Annotated in this window: 24 protein-coding genes and 4 tRNA genes; 12 read left to right on the top strand and 16 right to left on the bottom strand. The window is 67.9% G+C overall.

Going from position 1 to position 24426, the window contains the following annotated elements; translation table 11 throughout:
• The first annotated feature begins 313 nt into the window (after window positions 1-313).
• The 5 genes from AC0VYP_RS06755 (at window position 314) to AC0VYP_RS06775 (ending at window position 4171) form a co-directional block, all read left to right on the top strand.
• Complete coding sequence (locus AC0VYP_RS06755; protein ID WP_285759430.1) at window positions 314-907, top strand: DUF5998 family protein; 594 nt, start codon at window positions 314-316, stop codon at window positions 905-907.
• Between the two features lie 19 nt (window positions 908-926).
• Entirely contained in the window at window positions 927-2060 is a 1134-nt protein-coding gene (locus tag AC0VYP_RS06760) for an alkaline phosphatase family protein (RefSeq protein ID WP_475473053.1), read from the top strand.
• Between the two features lie 10 nt (window positions 2061-2070).
• Complete coding sequence (locus AC0VYP_RS06765) at window positions 2071-2535, top strand: peroxiredoxin (protein WP_285759434.1); 465 nt, start codon at window positions 2071-2073, stop codon at window positions 2533-2535.
• Window positions 2536-2664: 129 nt separating this feature from the next.
• On the top strand, window positions 2665-3453 hold the full coding sequence (locus tag AC0VYP_RS06770; protein WP_475473054.1) for an enoyl-CoA hydratase-related protein: 789 nt from the start codon (window positions 2665-2667) through the stop codon (window positions 3451-3453).
• A gap of 64 nt (window positions 3454-3517) precedes the next feature.
• A complete protein-coding gene (locus AC0VYP_RS06775; protein ID WP_285759437.1) occupies window positions 3518-4171 on the top strand; it encodes an MBL fold metallo-hydrolase in 654 nt (217 codons plus the stop codon).
• Between the two features lie 52 nt (window positions 4172-4223).
• Here the strand turns inward: AC0VYP_RS06775 and AC0VYP_RS06780 are convergent, their stop codons facing one another.
• From AC0VYP_RS06780 to AC0VYP_RS06795, 4 genes are all read right to left on the bottom strand, one after another.
• Window positions 4224-4625, bottom strand: coding sequence for a DUF5709 domain-containing protein (locus AC0VYP_RS06780; RefSeq protein ID WP_285759438.1), 402 nt, complete (start codon window positions 4623-4625; stop codon window positions 4224-4226).
• A gap of 51 nt (window positions 4626-4676) precedes the next feature.
• Entirely contained in the window at window positions 4677-6986 is a 2310-nt protein-coding gene (locus AC0VYP_RS06785; RefSeq protein WP_475473057.1) for a CHAT domain-containing protein, read from the bottom strand.
• Window positions 6987-7163: 177 nt separating this feature from the next.
• The gene (locus tag AC0VYP_RS06790; RefSeq protein WP_285759442.1) at window positions 7164-7616 is read right to left on the bottom strand and encodes a hypothetical protein; all 453 of its coding nucleotides are present in this window, start codon (window positions 7614-7616) and stop codon (window positions 7164-7166) included.
• A complete protein-coding gene (locus AC0VYP_RS06795; protein WP_285759444.1) occupies window positions 7613-8179 on the bottom strand; it encodes an RNA polymerase sigma factor in 567 nt (188 codons plus the stop codon). The genes AC0VYP_RS06790 and AC0VYP_RS06795 overlap by 4 nt, the downstream gene beginning before the upstream one ends.
• Before the next feature lie 219 nt (window positions 8180-8398).
• Here AC0VYP_RS06795 and AC0VYP_RS06800 point away from each other — a divergent pair, with 219 nt between their 5' ends.
• On the top strand, window positions 8399-8893 hold the full coding sequence (locus AC0VYP_RS06800) for a DUF3145 domain-containing protein (protein WP_285759445.1): 495 nt from the start codon (window positions 8399-8401) through the stop codon (window positions 8891-8893).
• Window positions 8894-8901: 8 nt separating this feature from the next.
• On the opposite strand, the gene AC0VYP_RS06805 is transcribed toward AC0VYP_RS06800, so the two are convergent.
• The 9 genes from AC0VYP_RS06805 to AC0VYP_RS06845 all read right to left on the bottom strand — a co-directional run bounded on the left by AC0VYP_RS06805 (window position 8902) and on the right by AC0VYP_RS06845 (window position 14112).
• A complete protein-coding gene (locus tag AC0VYP_RS06805) occupies window positions 8902-9420 on the bottom strand; it encodes a DUF1707 SHOCT-like domain-containing protein (RefSeq protein WP_285759446.1) in 519 nt (172 codons plus the stop codon).
• Window positions 9421-9467: 47 nt separating this feature from the next.
• Window positions 9468-9902, bottom strand: coding sequence for a DUF1707 SHOCT-like domain-containing protein (locus tag AC0VYP_RS06810; protein ID WP_475473060.1), 435 nt, complete (start codon window positions 9900-9902; stop codon window positions 9468-9470).
• Window positions 9851-10342: a hypothetical protein gene (locus AC0VYP_RS06815; protein ID WP_475473062.1), complete on the bottom strand. Its 492-nt coding sequence runs from the start codon at window positions 10340-10342 to the stop codon at window positions 9851-9853. The genes AC0VYP_RS06810 and AC0VYP_RS06815 overlap by 52 nt, the downstream gene beginning before the upstream one ends.
• 849 nt (window positions 10343-11191) lie before the next feature.
• Window positions 11192-11812, bottom strand: a complete 621-nt coding sequence (locus AC0VYP_RS06820; protein ID WP_475473064.1) for an HAD family hydrolase — start codon at window positions 11810-11812, stop codon at window positions 11192-11194.
• A gap of 129 nt (window positions 11813-11941) precedes the next feature.
• Entirely contained in the window at window positions 11942-12478 is a 537-nt protein-coding gene (locus AC0VYP_RS06825; RefSeq protein WP_475473066.1) for a YbhB/YbcL family Raf kinase inhibitor-like protein, read from the bottom strand.
• A 722-nt stretch (window positions 12479-13200) separates the two neighbouring features.
• A tRNA-Val gene (locus AC0VYP_RS06830) sits at window positions 13201-13275 on the bottom strand.
• Between the two features lie 22 nt (window positions 13276-13297).
• Window positions 13298-13369 (bottom strand) — tRNA-Gly (locus AC0VYP_RS06835).
• 28 nt (window positions 13370-13397) lie between these two features.
• Window positions 13398-13469 (bottom strand) — tRNA-Gly (locus tag AC0VYP_RS06840).
• 211 nt (window positions 13470-13680) lie between these two features.
• A complete protein-coding gene (locus tag AC0VYP_RS06845) occupies window positions 13681-14112 on the bottom strand; it encodes a roadblock/LC7 domain-containing protein (RefSeq protein ID WP_285759452.1) in 432 nt (143 codons plus the stop codon).
• A gap of 374 nt (window positions 14113-14486) precedes the next feature.
• Between AC0VYP_RS06845 and AC0VYP_RS06850 the strand changes: the two genes are divergently transcribed.
• Entirely contained in the window at window positions 14487-15329 is an 843-nt protein-coding gene (locus AC0VYP_RS06850) for an aminotransferase class IV (RefSeq protein ID WP_285759453.1), read from the top strand.
• Window positions 15330-15540: 211 nt separating this feature from the next.
• Here AC0VYP_RS06850 and AC0VYP_RS06855 read toward each other — a convergent pair whose 3' ends face one another.
• Window positions 15541-15960, bottom strand: a complete 420-nt coding sequence (locus AC0VYP_RS06855; RefSeq protein ID WP_285759454.1) for an SsgA family sporulation/cell division regulator — start codon at window positions 15958-15960, stop codon at window positions 15541-15543.
• 433 nt (window positions 15961-16393) lie between these two features.
• Here AC0VYP_RS06855 and AC0VYP_RS06860 point away from each other — a divergent pair.
• Window positions 16394-16467, top strand: a tRNA-Val gene (locus AC0VYP_RS06860).
• 88 nt (window positions 16468-16555) lie between these two features.
• On the opposite strand, the gene AC0VYP_RS06865 is transcribed toward AC0VYP_RS06860, so the two are convergent.
• Together AC0VYP_RS06865 and AC0VYP_RS06870 are read right to left on the bottom strand one after the other, a co-directional pair.
• On the bottom strand, window positions 16556-16816 hold the full coding sequence (locus AC0VYP_RS06865) for a PGPGW domain-containing protein (RefSeq protein ID WP_285759568.1): 261 nt from the start codon (window positions 16814-16816) through the stop codon (window positions 16556-16558).
• 190 nt (window positions 16817-17006) lie between these two features.
• Window positions 17007-18188 (bottom strand): FAD-dependent monooxygenase, encoded by a 1182-nt coding sequence (locus tag AC0VYP_RS06870; protein WP_285759456.1) that lies wholly within the window; start codon window positions 18186-18188, stop codon window positions 17007-17009.
• Window positions 18189-18373: 185 nt separating this feature from the next.
• On the opposite strand from AC0VYP_RS06870, the gene thrS reads away from it, so the two are divergent.
• From thrS to AC0VYP_RS06890, 4 genes are all read left to right on the top strand, one after another.
• Window positions 18374-20353 carry a threonine--tRNA ligase gene (gene thrS / locus AC0VYP_RS06875; RefSeq protein WP_285759458.1) on the top strand — a complete coding sequence of 660 codons (1980 nt, stop codon included), beginning with the start codon at window positions 18374-18376 and terminating at the stop codon, window positions 20351-20353.
• On the top strand, window positions 20350-21621 hold the full coding sequence (locus AC0VYP_RS06880) for a DUF2786 domain-containing protein (protein WP_475473068.1): 1272 nt from the start codon (window positions 20350-20352) through the stop codon (window positions 21619-21621). The genes thrS and AC0VYP_RS06880 overlap by 4 nt, the downstream gene beginning before the upstream one ends.
• Window positions 21622-21689: 68 nt before the next feature.
• Entirely contained in the window at window positions 21690-23387 is a 1698-nt protein-coding gene (locus AC0VYP_RS06885; protein ID WP_475473069.1) for a DUF885 domain-containing protein, read from the top strand.
• 181 nt (window positions 23388-23568) lie between these two features.
• Window positions 23569-24414: a TerC family protein gene (locus tag AC0VYP_RS06890; RefSeq protein ID WP_285759463.1), complete on the top strand. Its 846-nt coding sequence runs from the start codon at window positions 23569-23571 to the stop codon at window positions 24412-24414.
• Window positions 24415-24426 lie beyond the last annotated feature (12 nt).

Genomic DNA, 24426 nt, shown 5'->3' on the forward strand with positions numbered 1-24426 from the left:
GGGCCGGCCCGGTCGGCCTCGGCACGGTCCGCTCTGCTGCTAGACCGGCTCGGGCTGGGGTTCCGGCCCCGGCTCGGGAATCGGCGGTTGGGGCGGTGCGGGGCTGGGCGCGGGCGGTTCGGGTGGATTCGGGCCCGGTACCGGGGGTTGGGGAGTCGGAAACGGTTGACCCGGGGTCGGCGGCGCTGGGACCGGCGGAATCGTGGCATCCATGACCACACCATTCCCGTCCCTTACCGCACTACACATCCGGCACGGCCGGTAGCGCCGGGCGCGGGTGCGTGCGGTCACCCGGAGGGGGCAGGATGGACACATGAGGAAAACGCGTGCCGTGTCCACCGATTGGCGCTTCGAGATCGAACGCAGCGGGTACTACCCGGGTCTTGTCGCCGACGCGGTGGCCACCACTCTCGGAACGGAGGCCGCCGAGGCGGCAGTCGTGCACCATGAGGCCACCTTTGATCCAGGGATGGAGGTACGCCGCCACATCACCGTGCTGGTACTCACCCGGACCCGCCTCATCGTCTGCCATACCGACGAGCACCCGCCGGTGGCCCCGGACGACCGTCCGCACGCCTCCACCACCACCGACGCGATCAAGATCGACAACATCCAGTCGGTGGCGCTCACCAGGGTCGTGCCCGACCCCGCAGCCTATTCGCCAGGCACCCCGCCCAGTGAGGTGGTGCTCAGCATCAGCCTCGCGGTGAACTGGGGCGCTATCGCCCACATCGACCTTGAGCCGGCCTCCTGCGCCGATGAATCCTGCGAGCTGGACCACGGCTACACCGGTGCGATCACGGCCGAGCCCCTCACGCTGAGGGTCAGTCAGGCCGCCGACGGCACCGAGGCCGTGACGAACCTGCTCAACTTCGCCCAGGCACTGGCCGAAGCCACCGCACAGTAGATCGGCAGGGGAGCCGGAAATGGCCATTGCCACGGGTGGGTTCGACAGTCCTCGCTACGGCGCTGCTTCACTGGCCGACCTGGCTCCCTCCGTGCTGGCCTCGCTCGGCGTACCCCGGGAGACCAACAGGCTCGGCCTGGGGCCCGCCCAGCGGGCCTGCGTCCTCCTCGTCAACGGGCTGGGGTGGGAGGCGCTACTGGCCAACGCCGTGCACGCACCCTTTCTGTCCTCCCTCGCGGGCAGCGACTCCCCTTTCACGGCTGGATTTCCCACGACCACGGCGACCAGTCTGACCTCGTTGGGGACCGGGGCCCCTCCCGGCAGCCACGGAGTGTTCGGCTATCAGGTCGCCGTTCCGGGGGAGGACCGGATCCTCAACTCGCTGCGTTGGTCCCCCGACATCGATCCAGAGGCGTGGCAGCCGCACCGCACGATCTACGAACGTGCCCGGGCGGCCGGAGTGGCGACCGCCTACGTTGCGTCGGGAGCCTTCGAGGGAGGCGGTTTCACCCGTGCCTCCGCCCGTGGAGCGCAGTACCGCCCCGCTGAGGACATCGACGAATTGGCGGCCGAGGCCGAGGCCGCCCTCAGGGAGTGCGGTTACGTCTTCGTCTACCACTCCGTCCTGGACACCATCGGCCACGTGGCCGGAGTGGACTCCGACCGCTGGCGGGAGCACCTGAGCCGGGTGGACCGGCTCGCTGAGCGGTTGGCCACCGCGCTTCCCCCCGGCGGCGCCCTCTACGTCACCGCCGACCACGGCATGGTCAACGTCGCGGTCGAGGACCGGGTGGACGTCGAGGAACCCGCCGAACTGTCAACCGGTGTCCGTGTGCTGGCAGGCGAGCCGCGGATGCGCCAGATCTACACGAGGCCGGGCGCCGAGGCCGATGTCCTCGCTGCCTGGACCGAGTGGCTTGCCGATCGCGCCACTGTCCTGCCCCGGGCCGATGCTGTTCGTCGCGGGTGGTTCGGCCAGGTGGACGCAGCACTGCTGCCGCGCATCGGTGACGTGCTCGCCCTCGCCCATGGCTCGACCGCCCTCATCGCCCCCACAGCCGAACCCGCCGGGTCCGCCCTGCTCGGCCAGCACGGCTCGCTGACGACCGCTGAGCTCTACGTTCCTTTGCTGCGTGTCGATCCGCTCGCGTAGGGTTGCCGTTGTGAACAAAGGCGAGCAGGCACCGGACTTCGACCTTCCCGACCAGCACGGCACCAGGCGCAAGCTGAGTGATTTCCTCGCGCAGGGACCACTCGTGCTCTTCTTCTATCCGATAGCCCTGAGCTCGGGGTGCACCGCGGAGAGCTGTCACTTCCGTGATCTCGGAGCAGAGTTCGCCGAGCTCGGCGCGCAACGCGCGGGAATCAGCAACGACACTGTGGAACGCCAGCTCGAATTCGACAAGACCAACGCGTTCGGCTATCCGCTGTTGTCCGACGAGGACGGCGCCGTCGCGACCGCCTTCGGAGTGCGGCGCACCGGCCTGCTCGCCGGTCTGTCGCCGACCCGCCGTCAGACCTTCGTCATCGACACCGACCGCACGATCCTGGACGTCGTCAAGTCCGAGGTGCGGATGCAGGCACACGCCGAAGGGGCGCTCAAAGCTCTGCGCGCCCGTACCGCCTGACCTGAGAACGCAGCTTCCGCAGGTCGGGCGAAGGGGGAGTCGGCGGAGCGGCCCCGCCCCGCCGGCTGCCGGCGGCTTCGGGCAGGATCGGTGGTGCCCGCGACAACACGGTCACAAGGACGGTAGACGATGCCAGAACCCGAAGAACACCTGGTGTTGAGCTCGGTCGAGCGGGGGGTGTGCACCCTCACCCTCAACTCTCCGCGCAACCGCAACGCGCTTTCCGCCCGGCTGCGTACCGAGCTTGCCGCAGGGCTGACCGAAGCGATCGCCGACGATGACGTCCGCGCCGTCGTCCTGACCGGGGCGGGCCCAGCTTTCTGCGCCGGGGCCGATCTCAAGGAGGTCGCCGCCCACCACGCCGGGCAGCCTGTCACCGACCCGCACGCCCCGGGGATGGCCGAACTCTTCTCCGCGATCATGGACGCCCCCAAACCGGTCATGGCCGTGCTCAACGGCCCGGCGCGTGCCGGTGGCCTCGGCCTCGTCGCCGCTGCCGACATCGCCATCGCCCCAGACACCACCACCTTCGCCTTCACCGAGGTTCGTATCGGCGTCGTCCCCGCCATCATCTCCGTCCCGGTCGCGCGTCGGATGGACGACCGGCGCATGACCCGCTACTTTCTCACCGGAGAGACCTTCGACGCGGCCACCGCAGCGGAGTCCGGACTGATCACCACGGCGGTGGCACCCGATCGTCTCGACGAGGTCGTCGGCTCGGTCCTGAACGGCCTGCGAACCGGCGCTCCGCGCGCGCTGGCCCGCACCAAGACGCTGCTCGGCGCGAACGGCTACCCGGAGCGCAAGAACGCCTTCGCCGAGATGGACGAGTTGTCCGCTGCCTTCTTCGCCAGCTCGGACGCGGCCGAAGGCCGTGCTTCTTTCCTGGAGAAACGCCCGCCCCACTGGGCGCTGTGACCGATGGCCGGGCGAATGCTCCCGCAGCTTGGGTCATCGCCCGGCCATTCGGCACAATGATGCGGTGACTTACTCCGGAGACACGCGAGTCGGCGGACCCGCTGACGTACGCGAACTGCCCGCACTGACCATCAGCAAGCTCGCGGTCGGCCCGATGGACAACAACGCCTACCTGCTGCGATGCGCCCGTACCGGTGAAGGGGTGCTCATCGACGCGGCGAACGAGGCAGACCGGCTCCTGGAACTCATCGGGAGCAAGGGGCTCGCCAGAGCCGTCACCACGCACCGCCATGGTGACCACTGGCAGGGACTGGCCGAAGTCGTGGGAGCGACCGGTGCGCGTACCGTCGCCCACCCCGACGATGCCGCGGAACTGCCCGTTTCGGTTGACGAGCCGGTGGTCCACGGAGCACAGGTACCGGTCGGAGAGTGCGTCCTCTCCGTCATCCACCTGCGCGGCCACACACCCGGCTCCATCGCGCTGCGCTACGACGACCCCGAGGGCGGTTCCCACCTGTTCACCGGGGACAGTCTGTTCCCCGGCGGGGTCGGCAAGACCTGGAACGAGACGGACTTCCGTTCGCTCCTCGCCGACGTCGAGGAGCGGGTCTTCGCCGAACTACCCGACGACACCTGGGTCTATCCCGGTCACGGAAAGGACACCACGCTCGGTGCACAGCGTCCGAGCCTCCCAAAGTGGCGGGAGCGCGGCTGGTGACGCCCGCGGCCCCCGGGAGCCGATCCCGGGGGCCGCGTACCGTGCGATGCCGTCACAATTCCCGTGGTTCCCCCTCCACACGGACGGCCTCCTCCTCGGCGCTGTAACCCCCGCCGTCCGCACCGTCCTCCTCGGCGATCAGATCGGAGGAGTCGCCCCCGTCGTCCTCGGCGGTGAGGCGCCCCGCAGCAGGGTCGGCGTCCACACCGCCCTTCGGATCCAGTCCGTGGCGGTTCCAGACGTCCGGCTCCTCCCGCGCCAGGGCGGTGTCCAACGGCTCGCCTGCTTCCCGCTCCGTCCCAGTGGTGCCGAACTCGTTCATCGCGATCGGCCGCTCGCCGGGAAGCACCGTGTCCTCGGTGCTGTCCTCCAGCGCGGGCAGTCCGGCGTCCTCCCAGTCGGAGTCCTGCGCGTTGATCGGGTCTTCCCTGGGGTCCTCGCGGTTCTCGCTCATGGCGCCCCGCTACCACCGCCGGGCTCGATCATGCGTGTGATCACCGACGACTCAACCGGCCCCGAAACACACGAAACCGCTGCCGGCCAGGTGCGCTGCGACCATCGCCGCCGGTGCGGCGCCCTCGCGCAGGCCCTCGTGAACGCGGCCCATCGCTCCGGCGACCTCACTGTCGCGTACCGGCAGCACACTGGCGATGACGGTGGCGCAGCCCCGGGCCAGCAGAGCAGCCGAGACCCCCAACGGGAGACCCGACGAGGCAGGGGCGCTGCGTCCCACCTCGCACGAGGAGAGCACGGTCAGCAGGGGAGGCCGGGGGAGCCGTTCGAGATCGTAGGCCAGCAGCGGGCCGTCCACCAAGGACAACCCCGCGCACATCGGCGGTTCGGAGGGGGCGAAGCCGTGTGTGCTCAAGTGGGCGAGATCGGCCCGGCCGAGCTCGTGCAGGACCCGTGAGGTCCTGGCCTCGTTCCCGGTCAGTACCCTGGCCCGTCGGTGCAGCCTGCGCAGTCCGCGGACCTCCGCCTCGGCCCCGTTCAACCCCGCGCCGGCCACGAGTAGGACCCGTCGAATGCGACGGGCGCGCTGTCTGTGGAAGCAGCGCGCCCAGGTGCGCGCCGACGGCACGACGCTGACCTGGCGGCCCCGCAGCGCGGGAAGCAACCCCCATGCCACGGCCTGGGTACGCGGCCCCGGCGCGATGACCAGTGGCCGGTCGCCGATCGCGTCAACCACCGGATCGATCAGCAGCGCCGAGAGATCCGCTGCCCGCTCATCGGTCAGCGCAGCTTCCGTGGGCCCGGGCGTCACGGCATCGGTGCGAGCCGAATGGCTCAAGGACGCGGTGACCGCGTCGAGTGCGCCGGTCAACGACAGGGGATGAATGCGGACACACCCGTCGATCAGACTCAGTGCCACACGCTGTCCGGGCAGGTCGGGATAGCACACGAAAGCCCGGTTCCCCAGAACGGCGGCCAGCACCGTGAGGGTGCGCCGTCCCGGACGGCGCGCCCTGGCCGCTCTGCTGTGGCAGCCCGGATGCCACTGGGAGACCGTGAGCTCGCGTTCCAGACGGAGAAGTTCCTCCCGCGCCGGTTCCGATCCCGTCTCGGCGCGCGTACGTGCATTGCGGTAGCGGTCCAGCAGCGCCGCCCACTCACGGTCCCGGCAGCACCGCGCGGGCATCCCGACTTCTCTGGCCTGTTCCACCCACCCCAGTGCGGCCCGGGCGTCGCCGACGGAAACGGCAGCAGCGGCCCGCCCCAGAGCCTCGTCGCTCCACAGGCCCCAGGCATGTGCGGTGAGCTCCGTGTGCGCAGAAGGAACCGCCGACGGGGTACTCATCCCGTGGTCGCGCACGGAGTTGCCGTCGCCCGGTGTCGGCAGAGCGTGCGTGCACGCGGGCCCGACAAACCAGGGAGCCGGCTTTTCGGCTGCGGCGATCCGCTCTGCCTCGCGCGTCCACAGCGATCGCGGGCCGAACCGGGAACGCAGCCACTCGGCCGCCGGGCGCAGGCGTTCCCGATCACCTCGGGCGGCGTGCAGTCTCATCGTCAGCAGGGCGGCGGTTGCGAGCTCCGCTCCGTGGGAGCGCCGCCAGGAGACAGGGCGCAGAAGGTCCGCCGCGGCGGACCACATGCCCGCGTCCGCCAGCGTGGTCGCGCGATCGACGGCCAGTGCCGTCGGCCTGGGCCCCGGGCCGAGCAGCGGCTCCGCGGCGGTGAACAGCTCCATGGCCTGGGCGGTGTCGTTTCGAGCCGCGGCCAGACATCCCAGGTTCTGGGTCACCGAGCCCCGAAGACGGTCCAGGCCGTGACCTTCGGCCATCGCCAGGGCCCAGGACAGGTCCTCTTCGGCCGCGGCCAGCCGGCCCGAGTGGACCTGGGCAATACCGCGATTGCACAGTAACCCCGGTAGTAACCGGGGGTCCCAGCCGTTCCCGACAGCGTCCAGTGCATCGGAAAAGAAGGCCACCGCCCGGTCGAACCGGCCTTGTTGGCACGCGGCAACACCCGCATTGAGCAGGCGCAGTGCGGTGATCATGGGCGTCGGCGCGGTGGTCGGCCGAGCCGTCGGCGCCAGGCCGCGCCGGGCCAGCAGGCCGGTTTCGGAGGATCGGGACAGCGCGGCCGCCCGGTGGAGCGCTGCCTCTTCCGCGACCCGTGCCGCGGCGCGCAACCGGCGTGTCGCCTCGGTCGAACGGCCCAACTCGTAGGCGGCCAGGCCGCTGACCCGTAGAGCGGCGGCACGGGCCGCCGGGCTCGGGGCCTCGCCGAGTACGCGGGCGGCCTGACGTTCCGCAGCCTCGGGATCGCGTGCCACGAGGGTGATGGACAGGTCCGTACTACGCCCGATCGCCATACGCTTCGCCTCTTCGTCGCAGGGCACCGACTTGTCGGCAACGGTCACAACCGCCCGCTCTCGGCGCAAGCGGGGGCCATTGCGTCACTCTCAGTGATAGCAGGGGCAAAGGTGCGACGCCGACCATTCCCCGAAACGGGAAGAACCGTGGCCCCGTGGTGACATCGGGCTATCTCCTCAGAGCAGCGTCCACGGCAGGATCATCGGCTGTGCGGTCCCGGTCTGCGGAGTGCAGACCAGACTGACGGGCCCCGGGCCGGGGACCCGCAGGACGAAGGCGCCATCGGGGCCGATCGCATGCTCGGTCCGGAGGTCGGCCCAGCGCAACTCCACCGTGGCCCGGCCGGCCGGATCCAGTTGTCCGCTGAGGTCATGCCCCTCGCCGCGGACCTCCACCAGGATCCGCAGCAGCAGGCCGGGCACGCCGAACGACAACATGCGAGGCCCAGCCGTCCGGCCGATCGGGTGGCGCAGACCGTTCGGCGGGTTCTCCGCGGAATCGCTGATGAGTTCGGCGACCCGGATTCCGGGGCGGCGCATTCGGTAGGCCGCGCGAGCAGCCGCCAGGACTCGCTCGGGGGGACGTTCCCAGGCACGCTCCGGCACGTCGTCTCTTCCCGAGGGGCTCATCCCTGTTCCTCTTCTGCCAACAGCCGCAGCAGCCTGCGTCGTGCCCGACGGCGAATTCGGGTGACATCGCCCTCAGCGATCCCCGTTCGGCGCGCCACCTCGGCCGCGGCCAGTCCCGGGTCGCGCGCGTCGAGCCGGGCTACGTAGCGATCGGGTGGACGGAGACGCTCCAGCGCGGCACGGACCCGATCGGCGCCCTCTTCCAACAGGTGGATCGTCTCGGGGGAGCGGTGATCGGCCACCTCCAGGTCCTGGGGGGCAAACGGTCGGCTCTGAGTAGATCTTTGCAGGTGACGCAAGCATTCGTTGCGAGTCACCACTCGAAGCCAGGCCCCGACCCGGTGGGGCTCGCGCAGCCGGTCCAGATTCTCCGCCAAATTACACAGCACAGTTTGGGTTATGTCCTGTGCATCGTGGAAGGAGAGGGGATGCGTTCGGACGATCATCCAGACCAGTCCTGAGAAACGGTCGAGGAGGGCGCTCCATGCATCCTCGTCGTTGTCGTCCGCGGCGCGCCGGACCAGTTCTCCGACCTCAGTGGCCTCGTGGGTCTGGTCACCCACCGGCACCCCCAGTAAAATCGCACATCCGGTCACGCCTTGAGACAACACGCTAACCGCCGGATGCGCTTGATGCTGGGCGGTCCGTTATTTCTGACGTCAACGGACCTGGTGCCGCTGATGCACATGGGGCACAATAGGACGAGGAGAAGACCCAACGGACATCTCCTCTGGAGAGTACGAGAGCGTCGGGGAAGCGCACTCGTCGTATCAGGAGGTTCGGTGTCCGCACGTGGCGTCTTGTACGTTCACTCCGCGCCTGCGGCGCTGTGCCCACACGTTGAGTGGGCGGTCGCGGGTGTTGTTGGCGTACCTGTAAAACTTGACTGGGAGTCGCAACCAGCGGCCCCGGGAACCTACCGTGCCGAGCTCAACTGGCAGGGGGCCCCAGGGACCTCGGGGGCAGTCGCCTCAGCCCTGAAGGGCTGGCAGCGTCTGCGCTATGAGATCACCGAGGAGGCCACCCCCGGTTGTGACGGGGTGCGCTACAGCTGTACTCCCACACTCGGGTTCTTCTGCGCCGTGACCAGTGCCTCCGGTGAGGTAATGGTTTCCGAAGCGCGGTTGCGCAACGCCATGGAGCGTTCGATCGCCCAAGATCTCGACCTCGTTGAGGAATTGGACAAGCTGACCGGGCGTGCCTGGGACGAGGAGCTGGAACCTTTCCGCTATGCGGGTGACGGCGCCCCCGTTCGCTGGTTGCACGCGGCAGGGTAATCCCTGCCTCAACCAGCCGGTCCCGGACCGCCGTCGATATCGCGGCGCCGGTCCGGGTCGATCTGGTGACGTCCGAGGTCGCCGTTGCGCGGGCGTTTTTTCTCGTAGTCGCCGCTCAGTGCACCTGCGGCGGTGAAGACGAACATGAAACCGATCGGCCATGCCGGCCAGAACGGCTGAAGGCTGCCCGACAGCAGGCTGGTGACCGTCCAGATCCCGGTCAGGATGACCGCGATCGCGGCCAATCCGCGCCACGGTTCCAGCCGTTCGCGCCAGCGTCCCTCGCCGTTTTGCCCACCACCGGGAACCGGGGCCTCCGCCGGCGGCGGAGCAGTTTCGGGGAGGTCCGCGGTCAGTTCGGCCAGTTCCCCCAACGTCTTGGCGCGCATGGTTGCGCTCAGCCGGTCGTCGTACTCGGTCAGGTCCAGGCGCCCCTCGGACAGTGCTCCGGCAAGCCGCTCGGCGATGGCGTCGCGATCGGCGTCGGATGCGCGCATCCGCTTGACGGGCAGGCGTTCTTCGTCCATTCCCGCCCCCTTTCCGTCCTGTAAACCAGGGTATGCGCTCGCCGGGTTCAATGGGGGGAGCCGGAAGCGTCATCGGGCCACACCACCGCAGCCACCAGGATCGCGGCCCAAATACCGAGCGGGACCAGCGGCCAGAAGGGCAGTAGTTCACCGCCGACCACACTGGTCACGCCCCAGATGGTGCCCATGATGATCGCTGCGCCCAGCCACCAGCGCCACTCGTTGACCCAGTTCTTCCAGGCAGAGTTGAGGACCGGTTCCCGGTGGCCGGCGTTGACAAGTGCGCGGTGGGTCGGACCGGTGGGGGCAGGCGGAGCGGGCCGGGGAAGATCGGCGGTCAGCGGCCCCAGGTCCCCCATGAACACCGCCGTCATGGCCAGGGACAATCGACGCTCGTATTCGGTCAGGTCCAGGCGTCCCTCGGTCAGGGCTACCGCGAGACGCTCGGCCACGAGGTCGCGGTCGGTGTCCGAAGCGCGCATGCGTTTTGGGGGCACGCGTTCTTCGTCGTCCACATCCCCACCCCCTTCGCACACCCGATGGGGAGTCCCAGGATACGACGGAGGGCCCCGCGGGACAGCAGGCCCCGAAGCCAGGTCATCCTGCCTTTCGGGTACCGCCCCGCAGTTCCGGGCTGTCGCTGTTCTCCCGTTCGGGCGTCCCGGGCGGGGACGGATCGGCCGCCGTCCGGACGGTGTGCGATGAGCGGTACCAGTACGCCACCGTGGCGGTCGGCCGCGCCGATCAGTCCGGCGTGCTCGAAGGAGCCGGTGCAGCCGAACCGTGCTCCGGCGAGTGTGCGCACCGCGCCGCCTGCCTCGGCCGGCACCAGTTCGGGGCCGTCCGCGGCCAACGCGCGCTGCATGTCCCGGCAGACCTGTTCGATACGCGGATTGCGGCGGGAGACCGCGAACTTGGCCACCCCGTGTTCGAGAACGACCTCCTTTGATCGCGATGGGGACGCGGAGGCTTGGCAGGCCGTCGTGACGACGACGGTCGGTCCTGTCGGATGCTGATGAACGGGCACCGGTGCACCCTTTCCGTCGAACGGTAGGTGCTAATTGCGTGGATCCGGTTCCTGAAGAGCCGGTTGGGTGCAATGGTCCTGGCTTTTTCGTGAGCCTGTTGGACTTATCGCCGGTGTATGGAGTAGTGGCCGATTTTGGATTCCAGGACAACCGAAAGGAGGGGGCGGGCATGGTTTCGGCAATTTTGGAGGGAAGCGTTTTCCAATTCTTGTTTTTCTGGCGAATCCCTTGTGACCTGGGCTATCGTGTCTACTGGTGCCCTAACTAGGTACTTTTGGGGCGGTGGGCAATCGCGGCGCGGCGAATACCCGCCGCCTCGAAAAGTCGCTCGTGGTGAATTGTGGGAAAAAGTCTGGCAATTTGAGATCTGCGGTTACGTAAGGCGACTTTTCGCGTGGCCCGTATTTTTGGTGGGTCACGGAGCGAGAAAGGGGGCGCCTGAATTTATCCTGGTTCCGACAGTGACAGGAAACTGCACGGTCAACCGTTGCGGGCATGGTCCGCGTGAGTGTCTCGCGGCCTGCTTCCCCGTGGCCGCGGCTCGGTGCGAGCAAGGACTGCCCGATGGCGCCGTCACCGCTTGCCGGTTTCCATCGGTGGACACCGGCATCCTCGGTTCTTGGAGTGCGGGCGCGGTGAGACAGAACCAGCAGGTGGTGAGCAGTGCGTAACGGCCCGTCCGCCCGGAAGGCGGCACCGGGGGAGAAAGCCGAATCACGGCGAACCGGACCACCGGCGCGCAGTCAGTAGGAGACCCCGACCTGGTCGAGGAATTTTTCCAGCCCGGCCCCGTCGGTGTAATGGTGCGCGACAATCCCCAGTTCGGCGGCCGCACGGACGTTCTCCTCCCGGTCGTCGATGAAGGCCGTTTCCTGTGGGCTTGAGCCGAGCGCGTCCAGTGCGTGCTGGTAGATCGCCGGATCGGGTTTGCATACGCCGATGTCACAGCTGAAGAAGACCGCGTCGAAGCCGGACAGTACGGGAGAGTCGCGCAGCGCGCCGGCAAAACCGAGGGCTGCGTTGGAGAGAAGGGCGAGGCGGGTCAACCCCGCGGCCAGGCGGTCGATCAGCGCGATGGTGGAAGGCTCGGGATGCAGCCAACTGGTGAGGTCCGCACGCCATAGGGCCTGAAGCGTCGCCAGATCCCAGTCGGCGCCGGTATGCCGGGCGACGCGGTTCCAGTACTCGTGGCCGCTCAAGCCGGCATCGTAGTCGAGTCGTTCTGCCCAGTACGCAGCCCAGAACCCGACCGGGGGTACGCCGCTCAGCTCCTCCATCCGGGCGAGGTCCGCCGCGGGCTGCGGAGTGCAGATGACGTTGCCGTAGTCGAAAACCACGGTCGTGATGGGTGATGGCGCCGTCACGTTATCCCTCACTTTTTGAATGTTTGAATTGAGTCAATCCAAACATAATTTGTGTGAGATTCCGATTGTGGTGGCACGCGGCATCCGCGAGTCCCCTTGTGAACGGGGGACTCGCGGCGGAGGACGCCGTCAGTCCTGGGTGTAGACCGGCGTGATCGTCGCCCGGGCCAGGGTGTGGAAGAACAGGTTGAACCCGAGGAAAGCCGGGCTCGCCTGGTCGTCGATGCCGAGGCTTTCCACATCGAGGGCGTGCACCACGAAGAAGTAGCGGTGCGGGCCGTGGCCGGCAGGAGGCGCGGCCCCGACGTAGTGCTTGCCGCCGGCGTCGTTGCGCAGGGTCACGGCCTTGGCAGGCAGGCCCGCGCCTCCCTCGTTGCCCGCGCCGGCCGGCAGCCGGGTGGTCAACGCCGGGATGTCCAGGACCGCCCAGTGCCAGAAGCCGCTGGCGGTAGGCGCGTCGGGATCGAAGCAGGTCACCGCGAAGCTCTTGGTTCCCTCGGGGAAACCGCTCCACTCCAGTTGGGGCGAGATGTCTTCCCCGCCTGCGCCCATCATTCCGCTGACCTGTGGTTTCGCAAGGGGCTTGCCATCGACTACGTCATCACTGGTGACGGTGAAATCCGCAACGTCGGGCAGGAAGTCATACGGAGACGGCGGTCGGGTCATGAAAGCCTCCCGGTTGGGTCAGGATTGGTGCTTCGCCTCTCCTACCCAGGTAAAGGTGCCGGAACCGCGCGCCCGAAACGCGCTCCGTATCCGACTGATTACGAGGATTCACTGTGGCGTGTGGACGTCGCGAGCCGTAGTCGGGGAGGGACCGCATGGATCGTGCACAGGGTAAGGCTCAGCGGTCTGCGGATGATCGAGTGCGACCGCGGACCAAGACGGCCCGTTATGCGGCCATGCCTACCGCTGTCGGGTGCGCCCGCCGCGAGGCGGCTGACAGCCTCAGATCGTGGGGGTGGGGAGAACGCGCCGAAGCGGCTGAGCTGCTGGTCTCGGAATTGGTCACCACCGTGGTCAGTGCCACCGGTCCGCACGGGGGGCGCCCGGTTATGCCGAACTCGCCGGCCTGCCCACGGTGATCCTGCAGTTGCGGGTCGTCCCGGGCGTGGTACGGATCTCGGTGTGGGACGGCGACGCCCGCCCGCCGGTGATGCAGGACGTGAGCATGGGGGAGAGGCGGGGTGCACCTGCTCACTGTGATCAGCAGCCGCTGGGGCTACTACCTGCCCGAGAGCGGCGGCAAGGTCGTGTGGTGCGAACTTCTCCTCCCCGGCACGCTCTGACCGCTGGCGGGCCTGTCGGCTTTCGCCGATCGGTCAACCGTCGAGGCAGGGAAGAAAAGAGAAAGCAGGCCAGAGAAAATCTCTGACCTGCCTCTTGGTTGGTGGGCGATACTGGGATTGAACCAGTGACCCCTACCGTGTCAAGGTAGTGCTCTCCCACTGAGCTAATCGCCCAAGTTCCACAACTTGGAAACCGAGCGGACGACGGGATTCGAACCCGCGACCCTCACCTTGGCAAGGTGATGCTCTACCACTGAGCCACGTCCGCGTGGTGCCCTCGGCCCCACGGTGTTACGAGCGGACGACGGGATTCGAACCCGCGACCCTCACCTTGGCAAGGTGATGCTCTACCACTGAGCCACGTCCGCGCGGCGATCCAGTGTCCCCGCCGTGACCGGCCGGGTCTCGCTCGCTGCGTTAGGAACTCTATCGGATTCCAGCGGTCCTACAAACCTGAAACACACGAACCCGGCGGCGGCCCGTTCGCCGGGGGCGGGCGAAGCGGGCGGCTGCTCCGGTGTGGCCGGTCGTCGTGGCTGCCGCCGGGGGTCACGGGCGGCACGCCGTGATCGGGCTGGGTCAGCGTTCGATGCGGGCGGGGGTGGTGGGCATGTCCGGACGTGGGGGAGCGGTCAGGTATTGGCCTACGCGCTGGATGACCATGTTCATCTCGTAGGCGACCATGCCGACGTCGCACTCGGAATCGGCGATGACGGCCAGACAGGCGCCTTCGCCGGCGGCGGCGACGAACAGGAACGCCTTGTCCATTTCGATGATGCTCTGCCTGATGTTGCCAGAGCCGAACTGCCGGCTCGCACCTCCTGCCAGGCTGTGCAGCCCCGAGGCGATGGCGGACAGGTGCTCGGCGGCGGAACGGTCTAGTTGACTCGACGATGCCATCAACAGTCCATCGGTGGACAGGACGATGGCGTGGTGTGTGCCCTCCGCACGGGTGAGGAGGTCATCGAGCAACCAACTCAGTTCTCCAGGGGCGGTGCTCCGTGAAGTCATGGCTCTCTTGATCTGTGTCGTCATCGGGAGGAAGGACGTGAGAGGGGCCGGATGGATGGTTTTCCGGGCTTTGCGGGAAGAGTGGAAGGCGCCCGCATCCCACAAGTGTTGCCCAGATGATAGTCATTCGTAACGTGGGCGTCCGGTTTTGGTAGGGGTTGCGCAGCCTTCGGCAGATCGTCGTTGATGGAGTGTGTCGCGCAGATTCGTTACGGTACTCCTGCGTTTCGCGCAGGTCCGGGCCCCGGCCGAAGTCGGTCATCCTTGGCTTTTCCCCTTGCCCGCCCCGAAAAGAAACGTGGTGCTTCGGCGGTACACCTGCGGTGGCAGGATCAAGGGAAGGCGTACGACCAAGAGATGGGGGCTGACCAGCGATGAACATCTGGATTGCCGGGGCCGGTTACGGCTCCGGGCAGGTCGTTTCGGCGGATGAGGCACGGATTCCGGCACTGGATCACGGAATCACGGTGGGCGACGGCGTCTTCGAGACCGTGAAGTCCATCGGAGGGCGTCCGTTCGCGCTCACCCGGCACCTGCGACGACTGGCGCGCTCGGCGCGCGGTCTCGGCCTGGGCGAGGTGGACCTCGGCCTGATCTCCGACGGTGTGCGCCGTGCGCTGGACGCCAACCCCGGCACCGATCCCGGTCGCGTCCGCATCACGGTTACCGCGGGCCCGGGGCCACTGGGGTCTGAGCGAAGCGGCGAGGGCCACACGATGATGGTGGCGATCGCCGACTTCCCCGCCCCGGCTGCCACCGTGGACCTCGCGGTCCCGCCCTGGGCCCGCAACGAGAACGGTGCGCTGACCGGGTTGAAGACCACCTCCTACGCGGAGAACGTGCTGGCGTTGGAATACGCGCACGGCCGCGGTGCAGGGGAGGCGCTCTTCGCCAACACCGCGGGAAACCTGTGCGAGGGGACCGGGAGCAACATCTTCGTGGTGAGCGAGGGGCGGTTGATCACCCCGCCGCTGTCGGCGGGACCGCTCGCCGGGATCACGCGCGAACTGGTCCTGGAGTGGTTCGGTGCAGAAGAGGCCGATCTTTCGATGGCGCTGCTGCCCACGGTCACCGAGGCGTTTCTGACGTCAACGGGCCGTGACGTCCAGCCGGTGCGTGCGATCGACGGCCACGTCCTGTCCGAGGCGCCTGGGCCGCTAACTTCCAAGGCGGCGGCGGTCTTCGCCGAGCGGAGTGCCGCAGACCTGGACCCCTGATCCGTGTGGTCGGGGTGCAGTGCGCCCGGCCGCCGTGACGACGAATGCCGCGACTTTGCCAAGTCGCGGCATTTTTTGTCGATCGCCGTACTTGGCGGGTTTGGTGATTTTTGTGTCGGGTAAGCCATCTGACGGGATTCTAGGCATCTGTAATCGATTGAGGCATGCCAAATAGCGCGTCCTCGTTCGAGTTGATCGTCCTGATCCGTCCCTACATGCAGAGGTGCTGCTCGATCTCGGCGTCGAGGTCAACGTAGTCGCCCTCCTGGCCGGCCGGAACAATCTCATAGGTGCGGTGCAGGAATTCCGCCAGCGGCGAGATCGCCGCGTCGAACTGGGCTTCACCGAACGGTGACGACAGCGAGATGTTGATGATGCGCTCGCCCTCGCCTGCTGCGGGCCACACCCGGACGTCACCCTCGCCGACCTCGCGGACAATGCCCACGGTCAGGAGTTCGCGCGCGAAGATCCACTCAACGGGTTCGTCCTCCCCCACGTGGAAGGCGACCTTGATGGCGTAGGGGTCGTCGGCGGTGTAGTCGAGCCGAGCCACCAGGGGGACCGCAGTGCGGTCGGGAACGACGAGCCGCAGGCCGAGCTCGCTGGTGGCAGTGGTGCCGCTGCTGTTCATATGCCAAACCTTTTCTCGTCCGGCCCCGCGCTTCGGGGATCAGTTGCTGTCTCACCCGCTCCAACGCGGTCGATCGATGTCTATGACGCGCAACCGGGGAACTTTTTTTACTGGGCGTTGAGGCGGCGGCGAGCCGGTTCTTCCCACGCCCTTCGTCACTCTAATGAGCTGCGGAAACGAAGAATTTCCGGTTGATCTGTGTGCCACGTCACTCATGTGCGACGTGATCGCCTGGTACGTCCTGGGATGTGGGCTTGCATCGCCCCTAGGTGAGGCAGTTTCACATTTAGCGGAGGTTACCGCTTTGCCAACCGCAGGTAATGTGACCTCGGTCACTCATTGCTGTACTGGGCTTCCACTGCCGAGTGGACCACCCATCCCATCGGATGCGCTAGAGTTTTCCTTGTTCGACCCGCTGGTCGGGGCGAGACGAGGGCGATTAGCTCAGTTGGTTAGAGCGCGTCGTTCACACCGACGAGGTCACTGGTTCGAGTCCAGTATCGCCCACCCGATCATAGAAACGGCCCTGCACTTCTGTGCAGGGCCGTTTCTTTGTCTTCATCGAAGTGAAGCCGCAGCGTGACGGCCTTGCGCGTCAGGATCGGCGCCTGCGCATGCGGCGCGTCTTGATGGCCACCTCGGCGCGTACCCGAGCCATGTGCGCATAGCGCTGCGCGCGTCGGAGCAGGCCGTGGGCCCAGGCGAACTCCGTTGACAGGATCGCCAGCCCCAGGATGATCCCGCCGATCCCCGGACCGGGGGTGACGCACATGACGAGACCGGCCACCACCACGAGCGTGCCGACGACGCCGATGGTGACACGCCAGGTGAGATGGAGTGCCGGATGGGAGCGCATGTGCATCCGCCAGATCCGGACCCGGGTCCGAGCCCGGCGCCAGCGCCGTCTCCTGTCGTGAACAGGGGCCGCCGTCGGGTCCGGCTCGCTGGTACCAGCGGGAGAGCTCGGGGACATGCGGACACACTATGCCGGAGGACAAATATCGGTTAGTTAAAAATCACGTGCCGTTCTGTCTTCAACGGCCAGGTCAGGGGATGGTCGGACTGAGAAGCCGCTCTTCGACCGCGACGTCGTAACCATAGATATCCGGAGCCTTCCGGTTCTCCCGCTTCACCAGGAACTCCGCGCTGGAGGCCCGGGACCGTTCGGCGCTGCGCATCTCCCGGATCAGACTCGTGGACAGCTCCTCGACATAGGCGGCCCGTGCCTGCCGGATCGCCGCGTAACGCTGCAACAAGGATTCGACCGTGCCCAGCGTGGCCGATCGCAGGCAGTGCGCCAGGGCGATCGCGTCCTCGATCGACTGGTTCACGCTCTGGTTGAAGAACGGCATGATCGGGTGCGCGGCGTCGCCGGTGAGTACGACACGGCCTTTGCTCCACTCCGGTACGGGGGCCCGCTCGTGCAGGGCCCAGACCCCGATCCAGTCGGCGGCCGAGATCATGTCCAGGACCTCGCTGCTCCAGCCCGAGAAAGAAGCGCGTAGATCCCCGATGCGGCTCTGCGCGTTCCATGACTCCGGCCGGGCGTGGGAACTGGGGATCGTGGCATTGAAGCTGACGGCCCGCCCGGAGTCCACCGGGTAACAGGTGAAGTGTCGGTCCTCGCCCATCCACAGCGCCACCCTAGGGCTGCTGTCCCCGCCCACCCGGAAGGGTACGGACGCCAGGCCGCGGAAGATGCTCAGCCCGGAGAAGGACTGGTGGTCCGGCCACAGGCTCGCCCGCACCACCGAGTGGACGCCGTCCGCAGCCACCACCATGTCGGCGTGCACTTCCCGGCCGTCGGCACAGCGCAGCGTGATGACGTCGCTGCTGTCCAAAACATCGGTCACGTAGTGTCCGGAGCGTACGGTACCGGCAGGAACCGCGGCCAGCAGCGACTGGTGCAGGTCCGAACGCAGCATCGTGTAAAGAGGCGCCCCGAAACGCTCGGTGAAGTCGCGCCCCATGGGCAGGGAACCGAGCAAGGAGCCGTCGCGCCAGTCCAGGACGTCGCGGCTGTTCGGCTGTACCGCCATCCGCTCCAGGGCGTCGCCCAGCCCCAGCCGTAGCAGTAGACGGGTGGCATTGGGGGTGATCTCCATCCCCGCTCCCAGCAGTTGCGGACGCTGGGACTGCTCCAACACCGTCGAGGCGATGCCCTGGCGTGCCAGCGCGGCCGCGAGCGTGAGCCCGGCAATCCCCGCCCCAACGATGACGATGCGCACCTGAAGTACCCCCAATGACGGTTACGCACTATCTCTGCTGCATACCCGTAAGTCGCCGACCTGCACCATCAACAGCGCAGGCAACGTCAGCAGCCGGGGGCCGATAGCATCGACGGGTGGGCGGTGCCCCGCGTTTCCCCGCGGGCTCCGCGCGCTTCACATCGAGCGATCCCTGAGGAGTCACCGTGTCCGCCGTGCCTGAGCTGCGTATCACCCTCGCTGGAGCCGAGCGTGTGGTGGCGGCCGGCACTACGGCCGGTCAGGCTCTTGAAGCCGACGGGCGAACGGTCATCGCCGCCCGGGTCAACGGAGAATTGCGCGACCTTGCCCGAGAGCTGGTCGAAGCCGACACCGTCGAGGCCGTCACGATCGATTCCGACGACGGTCGCGCGATCCTGCGGCACTCCTGCGCACACATCCTGGCCCAGGCCGTCCAGGAACTGTTCCCCGAGGCCAAGCTTGGTATCGGCCCGCCCATCGACAACGGTTTCTACTACGACTTCGATGTAGAGCGGCCCTTCACCCCCGACGACCTCAAGCGCATCGAGAAGAAGATGCAGGAGATCGTCAAGCAGGGGCAGCGCTTCTCCCGGCGCGTCGTCTCCGACGACGCCGCGCGCGCCGAACTGGCAGCCGAGCCCTACAAGCTCGAACTCATCGGCCTCAAGGGCGGCGCCGTCGAGGCGGCCGAGGGTGCCGGTGTCGAGGTCGGCGCAGGCGAGCTCACCATCTACGACAACCTGCACGCCCGTACCGGCGAGCTGTGCTGGAAGGACCTCTGCCGCGGTCCCCACCTGCCCAGCACCAAGACCATGCCCGCGTTCAAGCTGATGCGTTCGGCAGCGGCCTACTGGCGGGGCAGCGAGAAGAACCCGCAGCTCCAGCGCATCTACGGAACCGCCTGGGAGTCCAAGGACGCACTCAAGTCCTACCTCGCCTTCCTGGAGGAGGCCGAGAAGCGCGACCACCGCAAACTGGGAGCCGAACTCGACCTGTTCTCCATCCCCGAGGAAATCGGTTCGGGGCTGGCGGTCTTCCACCCCAAGGGCGGCATCATGCGCCGGGTGATGGAGGACTACTCGCGCAAGCGGCACGAGGAGTCGGGTTACGAGTTCGTCTACACGCCGCACGCCACCAAGGGCAAGCTGTTCGAGAAGTCCGGTCACCTCGACTGGTATGCGGACGGCATGTACCCCCCCATGCAGCTGGACGAGGGCCAGGACTATTACCTCAAGCCCATGAACTGCCCGATGCACAACCTGATCTTCGACGCACGGGGGCGGTCCTATCGCGAGCTGCCGCTGCGCCTCTTTGAATTCGGGACCGTTTACCGCTACGAGAAGTCCGGCGTCGTGCACGGGCTGACCAGGGCACGCGGTTTCACCCAGGACGATGCGCACATCTACTGCACCAAGGAGCAGATGGCCGACGAGCTGGACTCGCTGCTGACCTTCGTGCTCGACCTGCTCCGCGACTACGGCCTCAACGACTTCTACCTGGAGCTGTCCACCCGCGACCCCAAGAAGTCCATCGGCTCCGACGAGGCCTGGGACGAGGCCACCGAGACGCTGCGCCAGGCCGCGGGCAAACAGGGGCTGGAACTGGTTGACGACCCCGAGGGGGCCGCGTTCTACGGCCCCAAGATCTCGGTGCAGGCCCGCGACGCCATCGGGCGCACCTGGCAGATGTCCACCATCCAGGTTGACTTCAACCTTCCCGAGCGTTTCGACCTGGAGTACACCGCGGCCGACGGTTCCCGTCAGCGGCCGGTGATGATCCACCGTGCGCTCTTCGGCAGCATCGAGCGTTTCTTCGCCGTACTGCTGGAGCACTACGCCGGGGCGATGCCGCCATGGCTCGCCCCCGTGCAGGTCACCGGAATCCCCATCACCGACGAGCACGTTCCCTACCTGCAGGACGTGGCCGCCAAGCTGCGTGCCGAGGGGATCCGTGTCGAGATCGACGCCAGTGACGACCGTATGCAGAAGAAGATCCGCACCGCCCAGAAGCAGAAGGTTCCCTTCATGCTGCTGGCCGGTGACGAGGACGCCGGCCGCAACGCCGTCTCGTTCCGTTACCGTGACGGTTCCCAGAACAACGGTGTTCCCATCGACGACGCGGTTGCCGAGATCGTCGCCGCGGTTCGCGAGCGCCGCCAGGCGTGACCGAATCACCCCCGGACACCGCTGAACGGTTGATCGGTGAAGCCGTCCTCGCGCTCTCGCGCGAGGACGGCGCGGCGTTCGAGCGTGCGGCCGATCGAGTGGCCGCCGGACCGGGGACCGCCGACTGGCAGGGCACTGCGGAGGCCGTGCTTGCCGAGTCGCTGCGGCGCTACGTCGCGGCCGCGTGGCGGCGCGGTTGGCAGCCGACCGACCTCGTCCACTACGTCCGCCGCAGGTTCGGCGACCAGCATGCCGTGGTCGTGGTCAACGCGATTGCCGCCGAGCTTGCGGACTACCCTGCTGAGACCGTGCACGAGCGGTGGCGCGCCCAACTCCAGGAACTGGACGGTCCCGAGGTGCGCGTCCCCGGTGCCGACCGTCTGCGGCTGTGGCGTACGGGGGAGGGCCTGGTCTGGCCCGTCGCGGTGCTGTGCCTATTGGAGACGGTCGCTCTGTTGGCACTGCTGCCGGAGCTGCCCCAGTTGTGTCCACCGCCGGGACGGGCGCGTCCGGCCGTTGTGCCCGCCACCACCGGTACCCGGGGGCGGGCCGGGCGCCGCATGCTCGACCGGGTGCGCGCGCTGCTCGCCAAGGCCGAATCCACGGAGTTTCCCGAAGAGGCGGAAACCCTTAGCGCGCGGGCCCAGGAGCTCATGGCCCGCCACGGCATCGACGTGGCGCTCCTGGACGAGGTTCCGGGGGCACCGTCTGCTCCTGTCGGGATACGCGTCCCGGTCGAGGGCCCCTACGAGGCGTCCAAAGCCACCCTGTTGGAGGTCGTGGCCACGGCCAACCACTGCCGGACCGTCTGGCACTCCGACCTCGGTTTCTCCACCGTGCTGGGTTTCGGGGCCGAACTGGAGGCGGTGGAACTCCTGCATACTTCGCTTCTCGCCCAGGCCACGACGGCCATGGTGCGGGCCGGATCGGGGCCGCCCGGCAGAGGCAAGAAGGCGCGGGCCCGTACCAAGGAGTTTCGTCAGTCCTTCCTGGCCGCCTACGTCCAGCGTGTCAGCGAGCGATTGGAGAACATCGCCCACGCCACCGAGCGTGCGGCTGCCCAGCAGGGCGAGCCGGACCTGCTTCCGGTACTGGCGGCCCGCGACGTGGCCGTGGAAGAGGCCGTCGAGGCGATGTTCCCCGGACTGGTCCGCACCCGCACGCGTGCGGTCGGTGACTACGACGGTTGGGTCTCGGGGCTGGCCGAAGCCGACCGCGCCCCACTGCGCGCCCGCCACCAGGTCCACGACGGTCCCGGCGACGGTTGAGGCACCGGTTCAAGGAGCAGGCCCGGCACCAGGGCGAAATCGACGTCCTGGTGGCAGGATGAGAGGCGATGACTACGCCTGAGCCCCAGCACCCGGACCCGGGTGCCAACGCCATGACCGACCGGTTCCGCGATGTGGCCGAGAAAGTCCTCGACCGGCTGCTCTTTGATGATCCCGAGTGGGCGGACGGGCTCGGTGACCACCGTTTCGCCGACCGCCTCCCCGACTACTCCGAGGGGGCCCTGGCCGACCGCGCCGACACCCTCGCCGACGCCCTTCGCGCCCTCGACGACATCGACGACACGCTTCTGTCCACTGCCGACCAGGTCAACCTGGAGACCCTGCGGACCAGGGTCAGCGCGGACCGATGGCGGCTGACCGAACTGCGCCCGCACGACTGGGACCCCCTCCATCTGCTTCCCGGCGACGCGTTGTCCACCCTGGTGGGCCGCGACCGGCTGCCGCGGGCCGAGCGTCTGGACGCCCTGGCCGCACGGTGCGCCGCGATACCGGACTTCCTGCGCCACGCCCGCGAGCGGCTGGCGAGCGGCCCGGGAATGCCCCGGGTGCACGTGGAGACCGCGATCGGCCGGACACACGGCGCGGTCGGACTGTTGGGGGAAGAACTCGACCGGCTGCTGGCCGGTCCCACCGCGCCGCCGGCCGCCTTGGGGAGTGCCCGAGACGCAGCCCGCCAGGCCCTGACCGAGCACGCCGAGTGGCTGGCAGCCGAGGCCCCCGCGGCAACGGCCGACCCACGCCTCGGAGCCCGGGATTACGCCGCGCAACTCTGGTACGCCCTCGACTCGCCGCTGAGTCCCGAGACCCTGCTCACCCGTGCCGAGAGCGATCTCATCGCCACCGAGGACGAGATCGCCGAGGTAGCCGCCGAGTACGACGCGCGGGCGCGCTATCCGGGGCAGGTCCGCGAAGTCCTGGACCGACTCGCCGTCAAGGGCGCCACGAACGCGGCGGACGTGCGCTCACTGTGCGAGCGTGCGCTGGAACACCTGCGCACGCGGACCGACGACCTGGGCCTGGTCAGTGTCACCGACGATCCGGTACGCGTCATCGACATGCCCGAGACGCGTCGGGGTGTGGCGGTGGCCTATTGCGACCCGCCCGGGCCGCTCGGCCCCGCGGGTGCCGCGCCCACCCTGGTGGCGGTCGCCCCACCGCCCGAGGACTGGCCGGTCGAGCGGCAGGAATCCTTCTACCGCGAGTACAACGCCTACATGCTGCGCAACTTGATGGTGCACGAGGGCACCCCCGGTCACGCCCTCCAGCTTGCCCATTCCGCCCGCTACCGGGGGCCTACCCGGGTTCGCAGCGCCCTGGGCAGCGGGTCCTTCATCGAGGGGTGGGCGGTCTACGCGGAGGAACTGCTCGCCTATGCGGGGTGGGGCGGAGGAGAGGACGATCTGGCACTGCGCCTGGTCCAGCTCAAGATGCGATTGCGGATGATCCTCAACGCGATTTTGGATGTGCGCACCCACACCGGTGACGTTGACGAGGAGGAAGCGCTGCGACTGCTGACCGAGCGCGGTCACCAGGAGGAGGGAGAAGCAGCGGGAAAGTGGCGTCGGTCCCTTCTCACCAGCGCTCAACTCTCGACCTACTACGTCGGCTACCGCGAGGTCAACGACGTCGCCCGGGACCTCGCCGCTGCCCGTCCGCACGCCGACCAGCGAGCCGTGCACGACGAGATGCTGGCTTTCGGGTCCCCGTCGCCCCGTCACCTGCGCACCCTGCTCGGTCTGGCCTGAGGCGGCGGTGACCGGTCGCCGCACATCCGGATGTGCGGCGACCAGACCCGACGGGGTGGGCGGGCCGCGGTGCCCGCGGAGAGGGCCTTGGTCCCTTACCCGTGACTTATCTCGGTTTCCCTAGATTCCTCAGGCCAGTGTCGATACTCCACCACCCCGCTGCCTCGGAGTCAGAAACCTTATGACCACGGACCTCATCATTGGATTTCTGACGCTGACAGTGTTGGAGATCGTGTTAGGGATCGACAACCTCGTCTTCATCTCGATCCTGTCCAACAAGCTTCCCGAGCATCAGCGCGAGAAAGCGCGCAAGCTCGGCATCGCCCTGGCGCTGATCACCCGCCTGGCGCTCCTGGCCTCGATCAGTTGGATCGTGCAGCTCACCGAACCGCTGTTCTCGGTCGCCGGGTTCGAGTTCTCCGGGCAGGCGCTGATCCTGCTCGTGGGCGGGTTCTTCCTGCTCGCCAAGGGCACCTACGAAATCCATGAGAGCCTCGAAGGCGACCACGGACACAAGGCATCCACGACCGGTGCGGTCTTCGGTGTCGTGGTCGCACAGATCGTCGCCCTCGACCTGGTCTTCTCCCTCGATTCCGTGATCACCGCAGTGGGGATGATCGACCCCGAGGGGTTGGGCATCTGGGTGATGGTGGCCGCCGTGGTCATCGCCGTCATCGTCATGCTGGTCTCGGCCAACCCGTTGGCCCGGTTCGTCAACGACCACCCCACGGTCAAAATGCTGGCCCTTGCGTTCCTGCTGCTCATCGGCATGAGCCTGGTGGCAGAGGGCTTCGGCTTCCACATCGAGAAGGGCTTCATCTACACCGCGATGGGCTTCTCGCTCTTCGTCGAGGTCCTCAACCTCCTGGCCGGTCGGCGCCGTCGCAAGAAGCGCGAACTGGCCGGAGCCGAGCCGGTCAGACTGCACAACCGCTTCGTCCCGGCCCGCCAGGGAGCAGTCGCCACCACGGTCGCCGCCTCCCCGACTGCCGAGGAGGGGCGGCCCTCCGCCTCCGAGACGCCGTAGGGCGTTGCCGTT

The sequence above is a fragment of the Nocardiopsis sp. iso_186 genome (assembly GCF_056173365.1).